This is a genomic window from Streptomyces sp. I05A-00742, assembly GCF_013055795.1.
GTDB lineage: Bacteria > Actinomycetota > Actinomycetes > Streptomycetales > Streptomycetaceae > Streptomyces.
In genome coordinates this window covers 162,318-177,267 of record NZ_JABETO010000005.1, presented here as the reverse complement: position 1 = coordinate 177,267, position 14,950 = coordinate 162,318, and the positions used below count along the sequence as shown (strand labels likewise).

16 protein-coding genes are annotated in these 14,950 nt (G+C 72.2%); 6 read left to right on the top strand and 10 right to left on the bottom strand.

All coding sequences use genetic code 11. From position 1 onward, the window contains the following. The first annotated feature begins 37 nt into the window (after positions 1–37). Positions 38–1,003: a LysR substrate-binding domain-containing protein gene (locus HN013_RS07020; protein ID WP_398978699.1), complete on the top strand. Its 966-nt coding sequence runs from the start codon at positions 38–40 to the stop codon at positions 1,001–1,003. A gap of 16 nt (positions 1,004–1,019) precedes the next feature. Here the strand turns inward: HN013_RS07020 and HN013_RS07015 are convergent, their stop codons facing one another. Next, positions 1,020–1,700, bottom strand: coding sequence for a S9 family peptidase (locus HN013_RS07015; RefSeq protein ID WP_171164369.1), 681 nt, complete (start codon positions 1,698–1,700; stop codon positions 1,020–1,022). Between the two features lie 275 nt (positions 1,701–1,975). Between HN013_RS07015 and HN013_RS07010 the strand changes: the two genes are divergently transcribed. Then, positions 1,976–3,091 (top strand): adenosine deaminase, encoded by a 1,116-nt coding sequence (locus HN013_RS07010; RefSeq protein ID WP_171164121.1) that lies wholly within the window; start codon positions 1,976–1,978, stop codon positions 3,089–3,091. A gap of 203 nt (positions 3,092–3,294) precedes the next feature. After that, positions 3,295–3,711: a hypothetical protein gene (locus HN013_RS07005; RefSeq protein ID WP_171163836.1), complete on the top strand. Its 417-nt coding sequence runs from the start codon at positions 3,295–3,297 to the stop codon at positions 3,709–3,711. 126 nt (positions 3,712–3,837) lie between these two features. Here HN013_RS07005 and HN013_RS07000 read toward each other — a convergent pair whose 3' ends face one another. The 5 genes from HN013_RS07000 to afsQ1 form a co-directional block, all read right to left on the bottom strand. Further along, positions 3,838–4,047, bottom strand: a complete 210-nt coding sequence (locus tag HN013_RS07000) for a PspC domain-containing protein (protein WP_171164119.1) — start codon at positions 4,045–4,047, stop codon at positions 3,838–3,840. Positions 4,048–4,122: 75 nt separating this feature from the next. Further along, positions 4,123–4,719: a VanZ family protein gene (locus HN013_RS06995; protein ID WP_171164117.1), complete on the bottom strand. Its 597-nt coding sequence runs from the start codon at positions 4,717–4,719 to the stop codon at positions 4,123–4,125. An 80-nt stretch (positions 4,720–4,799) separates the two neighbouring features. Further along, positions 4,800–5,375, bottom strand: coding sequence for a hypothetical protein (locus HN013_RS06990; RefSeq protein ID WP_171164115.1), 576 nt, complete (start codon positions 5,373–5,375; stop codon positions 4,800–4,802). Beyond that, complete coding sequence (locus tag HN013_RS06985; RefSeq protein WP_171164113.1) at positions 5,372–7,024, bottom strand: HAMP domain-containing sensor histidine kinase; 1,653 nt, start codon at positions 7,022–7,024, stop codon at positions 5,372–5,374. Before HN013_RS06985 ends, HN013_RS06990 begins: the two co-directional genes overlap by 4 nt. Before the next feature lie 124 nt (positions 7,025–7,148). Then, positions 7,149–7,826: a two-component system response regulator AfsQ1 gene (afsQ1, locus tag HN013_RS06980; protein WP_171164367.1), complete on the bottom strand. Its 678-nt coding sequence runs from the start codon at positions 7,824–7,826 to the stop codon at positions 7,149–7,151. Between the two features lie 236 nt (positions 7,827–8,062). Between afsQ1 and HN013_RS06975 the strand changes: the two genes are divergently transcribed. Further along, positions 8,063–8,812, top strand: coding sequence for a SigE family RNA polymerase sigma factor (locus HN013_RS06975; protein ID WP_171164111.1), 750 nt, complete (start codon positions 8,063–8,065; stop codon positions 8,810–8,812). 143 nt (positions 8,813–8,955) lie between these two features. Here the strand turns inward: HN013_RS06975 and HN013_RS06970 are convergent, their stop codons facing one another. Further along, positions 8,956–9,645 carry an ATP-binding protein gene (locus HN013_RS06970; protein ID WP_312018526.1) on the bottom strand — a complete coding sequence of 230 codons (690 nt, stop codon included), beginning with the start codon at positions 9,643–9,645 and terminating at the stop codon, positions 8,956–8,958. A gap of 85 nt (positions 9,646–9,730) precedes the next feature. Between HN013_RS06970 and HN013_RS06965 the strand changes: the two genes are divergently transcribed. Beyond that, positions 9,731–10,180, top strand: coding sequence for a hypothetical protein (locus HN013_RS06965; RefSeq protein WP_312018525.1), 450 nt, complete (start codon positions 9,731–9,733; stop codon positions 10,178–10,180). 72 nt (positions 10,181–10,252) lie between these two features. On the opposite strand, the gene HN013_RS06960 is transcribed toward HN013_RS06965, so the two are convergent. Genes HN013_RS06960 through deoC form a run of 3 tightly spaced genes read right to left on the bottom strand, consistent with a single transcriptional unit; the run spans position 10,253 to position 13,555 of the window. Then, the gene (locus tag HN013_RS06960) at positions 10,253–11,137 is read right to left on the bottom strand and encodes an aldehyde dehydrogenase family protein (protein ID WP_171164109.1); all 885 of its coding nucleotides are present in this window, start codon (positions 11,135–11,137) and stop codon (positions 10,253–10,255) included. After that, positions 11,130–12,560: an aldehyde dehydrogenase family protein gene (locus tag HN013_RS06955; RefSeq protein ID WP_171164107.1), complete on the bottom strand. Its 1,431-nt coding sequence runs from the start codon at positions 12,558–12,560 to the stop codon at positions 11,130–11,132. The genes HN013_RS06960 and HN013_RS06955 overlap by 8 nt, the downstream gene beginning before the upstream one ends. A 5-nt stretch (positions 12,561–12,565) precedes the next feature. Beyond that, a complete protein-coding gene (gene deoC, locus HN013_RS06950) occupies positions 12,566–13,555 on the bottom strand; it encodes a deoxyribose-phosphate aldolase (protein WP_312018535.1) in 990 nt (329 codons plus the stop codon). A 285-nt stretch (positions 13,556–13,840) separates the two neighbouring features. Between deoC and HN013_RS06945 the strand changes: the two genes are divergently transcribed. Beyond that, positions 13,841–14,785 carry a hypothetical protein gene (locus HN013_RS06945; protein ID WP_171164105.1) on the top strand — a complete coding sequence of 315 codons (945 nt, stop codon included), beginning with the start codon at positions 13,841–13,843 and terminating at the stop codon, positions 14,783–14,785. Positions 14,786–14,950: the final 165 nt, after the last annotated feature.

Genomic DNA, 14,950 nt, shown 5'->3' with positions numbered 1-14,950 from the left:
ACGCAACAGAAAAGACATCGCCGTTACTGGCGCGTCCTTGACGCCCGTCACCCAGGCGACAGCCGCGGGGCCCGCTCCGAGCGCGGACGTCGAGGCCGACTCCTGGGCGGTGACGCTCACTCCGCGCCTCGCCCAGTTCGTCGCCGTCGCCCGGTACGAGCACGTCACCCGCGCCGCCCAGCGGCTGGGGATGCCGCAGTCCACGCTCAGCCGCTCCATGGCCCGGCTCGAACACGACCTCGGCGTCGCCCTGTTCGCCCGGCACGGCCGCACGGTCTCGCTCACCGCCGCGGGCCGCACGTTCCTCGCCACGGTCGAGCGGGCGCTCGGCGAGGTGGACCGCGCCGCCGAGTCCGTACGGGCGGACGCCGACCCCGCCGCCGGCAAGGTGGCGTTCGGCTTCCTGCACACCATGGGCTCCGAGACCGTACCCGAACTCATCCGTGCCTTCCGGGCCGACCACCCCCGCGTCCGCTTCCAACTCGTCCAGAACTACGGCGAGGCCATGATCGAGCGGCTCCGCGACGGCGACCTCGACCTCTGCCTCACCTCACCGGTGCCGGACGCGCCCGACCTCGTCGCCCGCCGCCTCGACGAGCAGAAGCTGCGGCTGGTCGTCCCCGACGACCACCCGCTCGCCGTCCGGAAGCGGATCCGCCTCGCCGAGGCCGCGACCGAGCTGTTCGTCACCCTCGAACCGGGCTACGGACTCCGCCGGATCACCGACGCCCTGTGCGCCGAGGCCGGGTTCAGCCCGAAGATCGCCTTCGAGGGTGAGGACCCCGAGACGCTGCGCGGCCTGGTGGCCGCCGGCCTCGGCGTGGCCCTGCTCCCGCCGCCCGCGGTGCCGCGCCCGGGCGTCGTGGAGCTGACCGTCACGGCGCCGCGCGCGGTCCGCGAGATCGGCGTGGCCTGGCTGGACGGCCACCCCGACACCCCGCCCGTGGCGGCGTTCAAGCGCTTCCTGCTCTCCCGCCGGGGCCAGTTGCTGCTGCACCGCTGACGGCCCCGGCACCCGCTCAGTGGCCCAGCGTCTCGCCGAAACCGCAGGCCAGCGGCATCCGCAGGCCCAGCGGGGGAGGCGCGGCGAGGGCATCGGCCAGCGGCCGGGCGCAGGGGTGCCCGAAGAGCGAGCCGCGGACGAAGTCGGCGGTCAGCGCGAGGACTTCCGTCCGGTGCTGGCGCAACCCGTGCCCGTCGGAGTGGACTTCGAACCGGCACACATCCCGGTTGATCTTCTTGGCCCGTTCGGCCAGCCGGTAGGAGAGGTCGGGGTCGGTGTGCTCGTCATTGGTGCCGTGCACCAGCAGGACCCGGCGGCCGGCCAGCTGCCGCACCGGGTCGGGGTCGAGGACGGACTCGGGGTCGGGGAGCCATGGGGCGATCGCCACCACGCAGGTCACGGCCGGATGGCCCGCGGCCCGCAGGGCGGCCCGGCCGCCCATGTCCGTACCGACCAGGCAGACCGGCACATCGCCGTAGCGCCGCACCACCTCGTCCGCCGCCCACAGCGCGTCGTCCACCGGGTGGGCCGCCGTGCCGTTCCAGCCCCGGTGGCGGTAGCGCACCACATGGGTGGCCAGCCCGTCGGCGCCCCCCGCGCGCGTCAGCCGGCGGGCCAGCCGCCCCTGGACGGCCGGGGTGCGGGGCGGCGGGCGGCGGTGTCCGGCGGCCGGGCCGCCGGGCAGCAGGAGCGCCACCCCGTTGACGGGCTCCCCGGGGCGGCCCGCGCCGAACGGCTTGCCGAGCTCGGGCACGGAGGGTTTCCGGCGCCGTGGCCCCTTGAGCCTCACAGGCCTCACTGATCCACGCAGTTCGTCTGACCCCTTTGACCCCAAGGGATCCGGTTGCGGCAGCGCTTGCTGAACCATGGCAGACAACGATGGCAGAACGACGCGTGGTGTCCACCCCGCCGACGGGTCACCGTTCCGTATCGTTCGGGTGCATCTACGCGCGTAGGGGCTAGAGTGCCGAAATGACGAGCGAGACCACCACCCTCCCGACCCCCGAACAGATCCGGCGCGCCCCCAAGGTGCTGCTCCACGACCACCTGGACGGCGGCCTGCGCCCCGGTACGGTCGTCGACCTGGCCCGGGAGGCCGGATACGACCGCCTCCCCGAGACCGACCCCGACAAGCTGGGCGTCTGGTTCCGCGAGGCCGCCGACTCCGGGTCGCTGGAGCGCTACCTGGAGACCTTCGCCCACACCTGCGCCGTCATGCAGACCCGCGAGGCCCTGGTCCGGGTCGCCGCCGAGTGCGCCGAGGACCTCGCCGCCGACGGCGTCGTCTACGCCGAGATCCGCTACGCCCCCGAGCAGCACCTGGAGGCCGGACTCTCCCTCGAAGAGGTCGTCGAGGCCGTCAACGAGGGCTTCCGCGAGGGCGAGCGACGGGCCAAGGAGGCCGGTCACCGCATCCGCGTCGGCGCCCTGCTGACCGCCATGCGGCACGCCGCCCGCGCCCTGGAGATCGCCGAACTCGCCAACCGCTACCGCGACTCCGGCGTCGTCGGCTTCGACATCGCGGGCGCCGAGGCCGGCTTCCCTCCCACCCGCCACCTCGACGCCTTCGAGTACCTCAAGCGCGAGAACAACCACTTCACCATCCACGCCGGTGAGGCGTTCGGCCTCCCCTCCATCTGGCAGGCGCTCCAGTGGTGCGGCGCCGACCGGCTCGGCCACGGCGTGCGCATCATCGACGACATCGAGGTCGCCGAGGACGGCAGTGTCAAGCTCGGCCGCCTCGCCTCGTACGTCCGGGACAAGCGCATCCCCCTGGAGATGTGCCCCACCTCGAACCTCCAGACCGCCGCGGCCACCTCCTACGAGGAGCACCCGATCGGCCTGCTCCGCAAACTGCATTTCCGGGCGACGGTGAACACCGACAATCGTCTGATGAGCGGAACGAGCATGAGCCGCGAATTCGAGCACCTGGTCAAGGCTTTCGGCTACACACTCGACGACATGCAGTGGTTCACCGTCAACGCGATGAAGTCCGCCTTCATTCCATTTGACGAACGACTTGCCATGATCAACGACGTCATCAAGCCGGGCTATGCCGAGCTGAAGTCCGAGTGGCTGTTCCGCTAGGACCGACGCGGCCGGTCCGACCCCGGTCTGACCTGCGCATCCCCCGGGCGGTACGACTGACGGTCAATCGTCCCTGAATACGACTGGCACGGCCGGGAATTCAAATGCCCCGGCCGTGTCATTCATTGCGGGCCCGTCGTTCTCGTGACAGGTTGCAAAGCCTCCCGGAAATTACCCTCCACCGTCACGAGGACAGATTTCAGATGAAGCAGGGAACCATCAAGACCATCGGTGCCGCCGTCCTCGGCGCTGCCATCGCCGTCTCCACGGCGGGCACCGCGTCGGCCGCGGCTCCCGCCGGCCCGCTGGAGAGGGTCACCAACCTGGCCGCCGGCACCAGCCACAGCCTTCCCATCGAGGAGGCCGCCCCGCTGCTCCCGGGCGGACCGCTGATCAGTGCCGCCAACCGCGCGCTGGGCTCGACCGCCATGAAGGCCACGACCGCGGCCGTCGACAAGGCGCTGTTCCCCACCCCGGCCCCCAAGTCCCCGGCCACGAAGGCCGCCGCGACCGCGCAGGCCACCCCGGCGGACAACAAGGGCAACGGCGGCCTCCTCGGCCTCGTCCCGGCCGGCGCCCTGCCGAAGGGCCTCTCGACCCCCAACCTGGCCGGGCGCTGAGCCCGCACCCCTCGTCACGGCACCGGCCGCGCACCCCGCGTCAGGGGTGCGCGGCCGCCGTCGTCCCGGCGCGGATCAGGATCACCAGGACTCGGCTCATCAGGACGCGGATCACCAGGACCGGGTTCACCAGGACTCGGCCGGACGACGGCCGCCCTCGGAGGGCAGCAGCAGCCACAGCGCCAGGTAGAGCAGGAACTGGGGGCCGGGCAGCAGGCACGACACCAGGAAGATCACGCGCATCGTGGTGCGCGACGTGCCGAACCGCCGCGCCAGCCCGGCGCAGACTCCGGCGATCATCCTGTGGTCACGGGGACGGACCAGGGCAGCGGACATGGCGGCGACTCCTCGCGTCAGAGGGCGCTCCGGGCGGAGGGCCCGGGGCCGGGAGCGATTCCCGATGACTCCACGCTAGGACCGGGCGCCCGGCAGGGCGTCACTCCAGGGGGCGACTCCGACCCTGGGGATCGTCGGGGTCTGACCCTGAGGGGAGACCTCGTCACGGCGGGCCGAGGAAGGGCGGACCGGGGCCGTCCGCCCGGCCCGGCGGCGCAGCCGGGCCCGCGCCGCGGGGACCACGGCCAGGTGCGTGACGGTCACCCCCGAGACGTTGAGCAGCAGCGCGTCCAGATCAAGGACCTGGCCGACCACACCGCCGCGGACCACCTGGAGGACCAGGGAGAGCATGGCGCTGGTGAAGACCGTCCGGGCCAGGGACCCCAGGGGCGACGCGTCCAGCCGTCCCCCCGCCCACGGCAGCAGCACCCCCAGCGGCGCGAAGGGGAGCACCCCCGCGCCGATCGCCCGCGTCGCGTCCCAGGGGCCGAGCGCCAGGTCGGCGCGGAGCGTGGCGAACGGCTCCAGGTGCGCGGCGGAGACCCAGGGGGCGGTCAGGGGGCGCATGGCCAGCCAGCCCACCACGACCAGGTGGGCGGCGAGGAGCACGCAGCCCGCGACGCGGTAGCGGTGTCGGAGGGCGGGCGTACCGCCGGAACCATGACGCTGCACGCCCCACAGGACGCGGTGCGCGGGGCGCGCGGTTCCGACCGTGGACGTGCGGCCCCGGCGCGGGCTCGGGAGGGGGAGCGTCAGCTGCCGCGGAGGTTCTCGGGGTGGGCCCGGGTGTCGTCCGTGCACGGATAGCTCCGGGGCGGCTCCCCGCCGGGTCCGCCGAGCAGCACCGCGCGCCGGCCGTCGGCCGCCGCGGTGCCCGCGAGGGTGCAGACGAGCTGGGCCAGGCCGAGTTGGGGGAGCTCGTCCGGCGGGGTGCTCAGCCGGAGGGTCCCGGCCGGGTCGTCCCTGCGCGGTCCCGCGATGGTCAGCCGCTGGGGCACCTCGGTGGAGAACCCCGCGGACTCCTCGGCCGACGAGGGCTGACGGCGCAGCTCGTCGAGGAGCGCGCGGGCCGCGTCCACCGCCCGCTCGGGGCCGGAGGCCGGACGCTGCCGGACCACCGGGATCAGCTGGGAGGCGCAGACCAGTTGGACGGTCACGGCGTTGCCGCCCGCCGGGGGCGTGGCCGCCGTGCCCGGGCGCGACAGGCACGAGGCCCGCGAGGGCGCGCTGCCCGCGTCGACGGGGACGGCGGTGCCCCGGATCCCGCAGCCGGCTGCCAGAGCGCACAGTACGGCGGTGAGCGCGGCCTTCCGCGCGGTGCGCCTCACTTCGCGCCCCCTTGAGCCGTGCCGCGGCCGTCCTTGCCGTCCTGGTCGCCCTTGCCGTCCCGCTTCCTGCCCTTGCCGTCACTCTTGGCGGGCTTGGCGGACTTGCCTGCCCTGCTCGCCTTGCCGAACCTGCTGCTCTTGCCGTCCGTGCCGCTCTCCTCCGGCCCGTCCGTCACATCATCCCCGTCGGTCTCACCGTCCCCGGCGCCCGGCGCGGACACGTCTCGCGGCAGGGTCAGCGTGAAGACCGCCCCGCCCTCGGGCGAGTTGGCGGCCGTGATCTCCCCGCCGTGGATGTGGGCGTTCTCCAGTGCGATCGACAGGCCCAGACCGCTGCCCTCGGAGCGCGGGCGCGAGGCGCTGGCCTTGTAGAAGCGGTCGAAGACGTGCGGCAGCACGTCCTCGGGGATGCCCGGGCCGTGGTCACGGACCTCGATGATCAGCTCGTCGTCGACCGGCCGCACCCGCACCCGCACCGGCGAACCGCCGTGCTTGAGCGCGTTGCCGATCAGGTTCGCCAGGATGACGTCCAGACGGCGCGGGTCGAGCCGCGCCATGATGCCGCGCTCGGCGTCCAGCTCGACGGCGTCCAGCCAGGCGCGGGCATCGATGCAGGCGGTGACCTGATCGGCGACGTCCACGTCGTCCAGGACGAGCCGGGCCGTGCCCGCGTCGAAGCGGGTGACCTCCATCAGATTCTCCACCAGGTCGTTCAGCCGCCGGGTCTCGCTCACCACGAGCTGCACCGCGGGCGCGATCATCGGGTCGAGGGAGTCCGCCTCGTCCTCCAGCACCTCCGTCACCGCCGTGATCGCGGTCAGCGGGGTGCGCAGTTCATGCGACATGTCGGCGACGAACCGCCGGCTCGCCGCCTCCCGCGTGCTCAGCTCCTCCACCCGCTGCTCCAGCGACGCCGCGGCCCGGTTGAACGTCCGCGACAGCTCCGCCAGCTCGTCCGTGCCCGAGACCTGGAGCCGGGTGTCCAGCTTGCCCTCGCCCAGCCGGCTCGCCGCCTCGCCGAGCCGCTGCACGGGCCGCAGCACCGTCGAGGCCGCCGCCTGCGCCAGCAGGGCCGAGCCGATCAGGGCCAGACCGGTGGCGATCCCCAGCGACCAGGCCAGCGAGTTGAGGTCCGCGCGCTCGTTCTCCAGCGACTTCAGCAGATAGCCCGTGGGGCCGCCGCCGATCACCTTGGCGCCGCCCACCAGGTACGGCTTGCCGTCCAGGGTGATCCGCTGCCAGTACAGGTGGTACGGGTACGGGTTCGACTCGTCGACCCTGCGCTCCCGGTTCACCGCGGTGACCAGCGTCTTCGGCACCGTGTCCAGCGTGAACAGGTCACGGTCGGAGGGCGCCGCGCAGTTGCCGCCGCCCTTGACCTTCCCGATCAGCAGGACCGCGTACTTCTGCGAGGTCCCCGCCATCCGGTCGGCGGCGTCCTGGAGTTCGGGGCAGGTCGGCGACAGCGGGAGCGAGCCCGTGTTGTCCTGGAGCGACTTGCGGAAGTCGTCCAGCGCCGCGTTCTGGGTCCGCGTGAGGACCGCGTCGCGGTTCAGCCAGTAGGCGATCGCCGACGCGGACACGGCCGCCGCCAGCGCCACCAGGGCGAAGACGAGCATCAGCCGCAGCCGCAGGCTGATCCACCGCATGCTGACCTTCATGAGGTTCCCGGCCGCGGGCCGGCCTCCGGCCCGACCGGGCTCTTCCGTCACTGCGCTCTCTCTGTCCATGTCCCTGGGGTGCCGGGTTCCCGAGCCGCCGGGCCCCGCCGGATCACTGCGGCGAGTCAAGGCGGTAGCCGACCCCGCGGACGGTACGGATCAGGGTGGGGGAGGACGGCACGTCCTCGACCTTGGCCCGCAGCCGCTGCACGCACGCGTCCACCAGCCGTGAGTCGCCCAGGTAGTCGTGCTCCCAGACCAGCCGCAGCAGCTGCTGGCGGGACAGCGCCTGACCCGGGCGGCGGCTCAGCTCCAGCAGCAGCCGCAGCTCGGTCGGGGTCAGCTGGAGGTCCTCCCCGTTCTTGGTGACCGTCATCGCCGAGCGGTCGATCACCAGCGACCCGAACGTCGCCGAGTCGTTCGACTCCCGCTCGCCGCGGCGCAGCACCGCGCGGATCCGGGCGTCCAGCACCCGGCCCTGCACCGGCTTGACCACATAGTCGTCCGCGCCCGACTCCAGGCCGACCACCACGTCGATGTCGTCGTTGCGGGCGGTGAGCAGGATGATCGGCAGCTGATCGGTGCGGCGGATGCGGCGGCACACCTCGAAGCCGTCGATCCCCGGCAGCATCACGTCCAGCACGATCAGGTCCGGCCGCTGCTCGCGCAGCATCTTCAGGCCGTCCTCGCCCGTCGCCGCGGTCACCACGCGGTGACCCTGGCGGGACAGGGAGAACTCAAGGGCCGTACGGATGGCTTCGTCGTCCTCGATCAGCAACAGGAAAGGCACAGTGGTCATTCTGGCCTACGTCAGGGCGGTAGTTCGACTTCCGCTCCCGCGGCCCGCCGCCGCCCGGCCGCCGCCCCCGCCCCCGGGCCCGTTCCGGAGGCCCCGCCCGCTGTTGCACGGCTGTGACAGTCGGCGGACAACGCCATGAAACTGGCCCACCAAGCTATTGGTCACCGGGCGAGAAGCAGTCCGGAACCACACCGGACCAAGCTGGCTCCACCGACGGGGGGCGCGACATGAACACACTGCACAGCACCACCAACAGCGCAGTTCGCACGCGTCTGCACGACACCGGGCGGAGCCTGGAGAAGTCCGGTGCCGCGGGGGTACGGGGGTGTGCCCGCGGCACCGGACGCCGGACGCCGGGTGTGTACCTCACGGCCATCGACGCCACCGTGTACGGCGACTCCGGCGCCCGGCGGCAGACGGAGGAGCGGCGGGAGGACCGTACGTCGGCCTCCCGGGCGGAGGCGGAGTTCACCGCCTACGTCCAGGAACGCCGGGCCTCCCTCTACGCCACCGCCTACCACCTCACCGGCGACCGCCACGAGGCCGAGGACCTGCTCCAGAGCGCGCTGTTCTCCACCTTCCGCGCCTGGGACCGCATCACCGACAAGGCGGCGGTCGGCGGCTATCTGCGCCGCACCATGACCAACCTGCACATCAGCGCCTGGCGTCGGCGCAAGCTCAACGAGTACCCGACCGAGGAGCTGCCGGAGACGGCGGGCGACCAGGACGCGATGCGCGGCACCGAGCTGCGCGCGGTCCTCTGGCAGGCGCTCGCCCGGTTGCCCGAGCTCCAGCGCACGATGCTGGTCCTGCGCTACTACGAGGGCCGCACGGACCCGGAGATCGCGGAGATCCTGGGCATCAGCGTCGGAACGGTCAAGAGCAGCATCTGGCGCTCGCTGCGCCGGCTGCGCGAGGACGAGGCCATCGGCTCCGGCCGTGGCGTCGAGGAGTCGTTCGGCGAGCTGGTGGCCTAGGACGGCTCGGGGGGACACGGGGGACCACGGGGGACCACGGGGGGAACAAGAGGGGGGATAGAGGGGGGGACAGGGAGTGGGCGGGCGGCCGGGGGGTCTGCCCGCCCACTTCCGCGTGTCCGGGTTCTTCGGGTCTCCCGGTCTCAGACGCCGGCGTTGCGGGCCGGGGCCCGGTCCGGGGTCCTGCCCGGGGCCGGGGTCGCCGCGACCGTCCCGCAACGGCCCGCCGCCGCGGCGGCGATGCGGCCCATCGCGGTGTCCTTGCCACAGGGGAACGCGCCGAGCGCGGCCTGCCGGGACACGATCCCCCGCTCGTCGCGCATCAGCCGCAGTCCGCGCCGCAGCAGGTACAGGACCGGCTTGCGGCCCTCGCGCAGGTCGCGCGCCAGCCGCCGCCTGAAGGTCGTCGAAGGGCGGCCGCGCAGACACAGCGCGTCGGCCAGGACGCCCAGCTCACGGCACCGGTCGATGATGTCGGCGGCGAAGATGCCCTCCGCCACGAAGAGCGGCGTGCGGCCGATGTCCAGCACGCTCTCGCCCGTCCGCGCGCTGGTGGCGATGGAGTAGAGCGGCACGGCGGTGCGCGTCGTCCGGCACAGTGCCTCGATGGCGGCCACGGCCGCGTCCGCGTCCCACGACAGCGGCGAGTCCCAGTCGGCGCCCGCGCCGTCCGGCAGCTGAGGGAGCGTCGGGTCCGTGCCCTCCTTGTAGAAGTCGTCGAGATTCAGTACGGGCAGCCCCGTGAGGGCGGCGAGGGACGACTTGCCGGAACCGGACGGGCCGGTCAGCAGGATCACGCGGGCGCACGGCGCCGAGGACGGGAGGGCAGTCACGGAACACCAGTGTGACGCATTGGCCCGGACGGGGGACCCCCCTGGGTAGGCGCATGCGCTGAACGTGACAACTCAACTACGCTGCGTGGCTGAATGGTTCCGGCTCACGGCTCGGCAGGTGGTCATGGCCCCGCACGCACGTCACGCGCTCCGTCCCTCCGCTCGTCCCCCGCACTCCCTGGTGCGGGTGGGACTGACCCTCACCGCGGGCGCCGCGATCGCGGTCGCGGGCGCGACCGAGGCGAGCGCCCGCCCACTGGGCTCGTCGGCCCAGGCACAGCTCGGTCAGATCGACCTGGCGGCCGCGGCCGAAGGCGCGAAGATCGGCCTCCAGCACGCGGTGGCCCCGCTCGCCCCGGTGCTGCGGACGCTGCCCGTCAACCCGTTCGCCAGGACCGGCGTCGACCCGCTCAACAACGCGGTGGGCACCCAGGTCGGGGACTTCAAGCCGGTGAGCACGCGGGCGATCACGGGGACGATGTCGGACGGCGGGAAGGTGCAGGACCTGCCGGGGCTCGCGCTGCTGCCGCGCTGAGACGCCGGGGAAGCATCAGGAGGGCGGGACCGATCGGTCCCGCCCTCCTGGCGTCGTCCGGCCCCGGTGCGGCTAGTAGGACGAACCGCCGACGCCCAGCGACCCCGTCGGGTGCCAGACCGTCTTCGTCTCCAGGAACGCCATCAGGCGCCCGGTGCCCGGCGTCGCGGCCCAGTCCACAGCCTGTGGACGGAGAACGCGCTTGAGATTGTCCGCCGCGGCGACCTCCAGCGCGGTCGCGAGCTCCGCGTCCGCACCGGCCAGGTCGATCGCGTTGACGTCCTGGTGCGCGGCCAGCGACGGCGCGATCTCGGCCGCCCGGCCGGAGAGGACGTTGACGACGCCGCCCGGCACGTCGGACGTGGCCAGCACCTCGCCGAGGGAGAGCGCCGGCAGCGGCGCCTTCTCGGACGCGATCACGACGACCGTGTTACCGGCGGCGATCACCGGGGCAATCACGGACACCAGGCCGAGGAACGAGGACTCCTGCGGCGCCACGACGGCCACGACGCCCGTCGGCTCGGGGGACGAGACATTGAAGAACGGCCCGGCCACCGGGTTCGTACCGCCCGCGATCTGGGCGATCTTGTCGGTCCAGCCCGCGTACCAGACCCAGCGGTCGATCGCCGCGTCCACCTGCGCGGCGGCCTTGGCCTTGGTCAGCCCCTCCGCGTCGGCGACCTCGGCGACGAACTGGTCGCGGCGGCCCTCCAGCATCTCGGCGACGCGGTAGAGGATCTGGCCGCGGTTGTACGCGGTCGCGCCGGACCAGCCGGAGAACGCCTTGCGCGCCGCCACGACGGCGTCACGCCCGTCCTTGCGGGACGACAGGGGCGCGTTGGCGAGCCAGTTGCCCTTGGAGTCGGTCACCTCGTACACCCGCCCGCTCTCGGACCGGGGGAACTTGCCCCCGACGAACAGCTTGTAGGTCTTGAGAACGCTCAAGCGATCAGACATCGAGGTACGCCTCCAGACCATGACGGCCGCCCTCGCGGCCGAAGCCCGACTCCTTGTAACCGCCGAACGGCGAGGTCGGGTCGAACTTGTTGAACGTGTTGGCCCAGACGACACCGGCGCGGAGCTTGCTCGCGACGGCGAGCATGCGCGAACCCTTCTCCGTCCAGATGCCGGCCGACAGGCCGTACTCCGAGTTGTTCGCCTTGGCGACGGCCTCCGCGGGGGTGCGGAAGGTCAGCACGGACAGCACCGGGCCGAAGATCTCCTCGCGGGCGATCCGGTGGGCCTGGGTGACGTTGGTGAACAGCGTGGGGGCGAACCAGTAGCCGTTCGACGGCAGCTCGCAGGCCGGGGCCCAGCGCTCGGCGCCCTCCGTCACGCCGCTGTCGGCGAGGGCGGTGATACGGGCCAGCTGCTCGGCGGAGTTGATCGCGCCGACGTCGGTGTTCTTGTCCAGCGGGTCGCCGACGCGGAGGGTCGACATCCGGCGCTTCAGCGCGTCCAGCAGCTCGTCCTGGACCGACTCCTGCACCAGCAGGCGCGAACCGGCGCAGCAGACCTGCCCCTGGTTGAAGAAGATGCCGTTGACGATGCCCTCGACGGTCTGGTCGATCGGGGCGTCGTCGAAGACGATGTTGGCGCCCTTGCCGCCCAGCTCCAGGGTGAGCTTCTTGTCCGTACCGGCGACGGTCCGGGCGATGGCCTTGCCGACCGCCGTGGAGCCGGTGAAGGCGACCTTGTCGATGCCCTCGTGCGCGACGAGCGCGGCGCCCGTGGACCCGTCACCGGTCAGGATGTTGACGACGCCCTTGGGCAGCCCGGCCCGGCGGCAGATGTCCGCGAAGAACAGGGCCGACAGCGGGGTGGTCTCGGCCGGCTTCAGGACGACCGTGTTGCCCGCGGCGAGCGCCGGGGCGATCTTCCACGCGAGCATCAGCAGCGGGAAGTTCCACGGGATGACCTGGCCGGCGACGCCGAGCGGACGCGGGTTCGCGCCGAAGCCCGCGTGCTCCAGCTTGTCGGCCCAGCCCGCGTAGTAGAAGAAGTGCGCGGCGACGAGCGGGAGGTCCGCGTCGCGGGTCTCCTTGATCGGCTTGCCGTTGTCCAGCGTCTCCAGGACGGCGAGCTCGCGGGAGCGCTCCTGGATGATGCGGGCGATGCGGAAGAGGTACTTGGCGCGCTCGGAGCCGGGCAGCGCCGACCACTTCTCGAACGCCTTGCGGGCGGCCTTGACGGCCGCGTCCACGTCGGCCTCGTTGGCCTGCGCGACCTCGGAGAGGACTTCCTCGGTGGACGGGGAGACGGTCTTGAAGACCTTGCCGTCCGACGCCTCGCGGAACTCGCCGTCGATGAACAGCCCGTAGGAGGAGGCGATGTCGACGACAGCGCGGGACTCGGGGGCCGGGGTGTAGGTGAAGGTCATAGCGGTCAGTCCACCGTCACGTAGTCGGGGCCGGAGTAACGACCGGTGCTCAGCTTCTGGCGCTGCATCAGCAGGTCGTTGAGGAGGCTGGAGGCGCCGAAGCGGAACCACTGGTTGCTCAGCCACTCGTCGCCCACGGTCTCGTTCACCAGCACCAGGAACTTGATCGCGTCCTTGGTGGTGCGGATGCCGCCGGCCGGCTTCACGCCGACCTGGACGCCCGTCGTGGCGCGGAAGTCGCGTACGGCCTCCAGCATCAGCAGGGTGTTCGCGGGGGTGGCGTTCACCGCGACCTTGCCGGTCGAGGTCTTGATGAAGTCGGCGCCGGCCAGCATGCCGAGCCAGGAGGCGCGGCGGATGTTGTCGTACGTCGACAGCTCGCCGGTCTCGAAGATCACCTTCAGCCGGGCGGCGGTGCCGTCGGGGCGGCGGCAGGCCTCCTTGACGGCCTTGATCTCCTCGAAGACGGACATATACCGGCCGGCGAGGAAGGCGCCCCGGTCGATCACCATGTCGATCTCGTCGGCGCCCGCGGCCACGGCGTCGGCCGTGTCGGCCAGCTTCACCGGCAGCGCGGCGCGGCCGGCCGGGAACGCGGTGGCGACCGAGGCGACCTTGACGTCCGAGCCCTTCAGGGCCTCGGCGGCGGTGGCCACCATGTCGGGATAGACGCAGATCGCGGCGGTGCGGGGGGTTTCGCGGTCCGTCGGGTCCGGGTTGAGGGCCTTGGCGCACAGCGCCCGGACCTTGCCCGGGGTGTCCGCGCCCTCCAGGGTCGTCAGGTCGATCATGGAGATGGCCAGGTCGATGGCGTACGCCTTCGCCGTGGTCTTGATCGAACGGGTGCCGAGCGCCGCGGCGCGGGCTTCGAGCCCGACCGGGTCTACTCCCGGGAGCCCGTGCAGGAAACGGCGCAACGTGCCGTCGGAGGCGGTCACGCCGGCCATCGACGCCAGTCGCTCCGCGGCTTCGTTGCCGGGGGAAGGGACTTCCATGGAAGGATGCATGGTCACCGGATGAGCATATCTACGCGCGTAGCGCGTGTCACCCCCTCCGGGGGTGTAGGGGGGGCCGGTTCGACGGCGGAGGGCGCCCTCTCTTTCGGTGGAGAGGTGCCCTCCGATCGCTGTCGACGTCCCGTGACATTCGAATGATCAGGCGATGACACAAGATCCATAGATTCTTTCTCAGCAGCCCCGCCCGACTCACCGGCCCCACACCATGAGGAAAGCGGCATGCGGATCGTCTACCTTTCCAGCGCTCGTCACCAGGAGCCACGCATGTCACGTCGTCGTAACCCCCTGCGCATCGCCCTCGCCTCCGCCGTCGTGGCGGGAGCGGTGCTCGCACCGGTCTCCACCGCGTTCGCGGCCCCCCACACCCCTGCCGCCGCGGCCGAGTCCTCGGTGAAGGCCCAGAAGCCGGTGAAGACCCAGAAGCTGCTGGACGGCAGCGTCGCCAAGATCTACAAGGGCGCCAAGCAGTACCGGGCGGACATCTTCACCTCGAAGGGCGCGAAGCTCGGGACCCTGGACGCCAAGCGGCCCTACCTGTCCCACGGTCACGTCTTCATCGAGATCGACGTCCTCACGGGCAAGGTCGGCTCGCTGCGTGAGAAGGACCTCGGGCTCGGCCTGGACAAGGGCTTCCACCAGGCGCGCGGCGGCACCCATGTCGGCAACACCAAGCTCCCGGGCGGCCACGGCAACCGCGCCGTCGTCTACCAGGCGTGGCGTTACGAGCACAAGGCGTTCGTCGTCTGGAACGACAACCTCGTGGCCGTCCTGGACGCCAAGCACCCCCAGAAGCTGGTGGGCAAGGGCGGCGCGTACCTGGTCAAGCTGAACGCGCGCACCGGCAAGGTCACGGCGCTCAAGGACAAGGGCAGCAGCGGTCAGGGCCCGGTCCGCCCGGCGGGCCAGTGCGTCGTGAAGAAGGAGACGGACATCGGCGCGGGCGCCCTCGCGGAGATGTACAACACCCCCCGCGGCCCGGAGGTGTGGTTCCTGGACATGGGCACCCGCGCCCCGGTCTTCGGCCACCTGGACCGCAAGCACCCCTCGCTCCCCAAGAGCGCCGGTATCTACGCCAAGATCACCAACGCTGACAGCGCCCGGCCCAAGCTCGTGTTCAAGACGGAGGGCGGCGACTCCGCCGGCGGCTACGGCACGGCCCTGTTCCCGAAGCTGCCCAAGGGCTGCGTCGTGGTGAACCACGTGAAGTAACACCCCTGCACCTCCCCTGCATCACCGCCACCGGGGCGGGCCGTCGTCACCAGCGGCCCGCTCCGGTGTTCGGCGTTCTCCCGGCCGATGTGTTCCTGCTGGTACGGGCGGTACGACGTTGCCGTACTGCAACGTCCGGGCGGCCCGGGGTCCGGCAGAATCGGC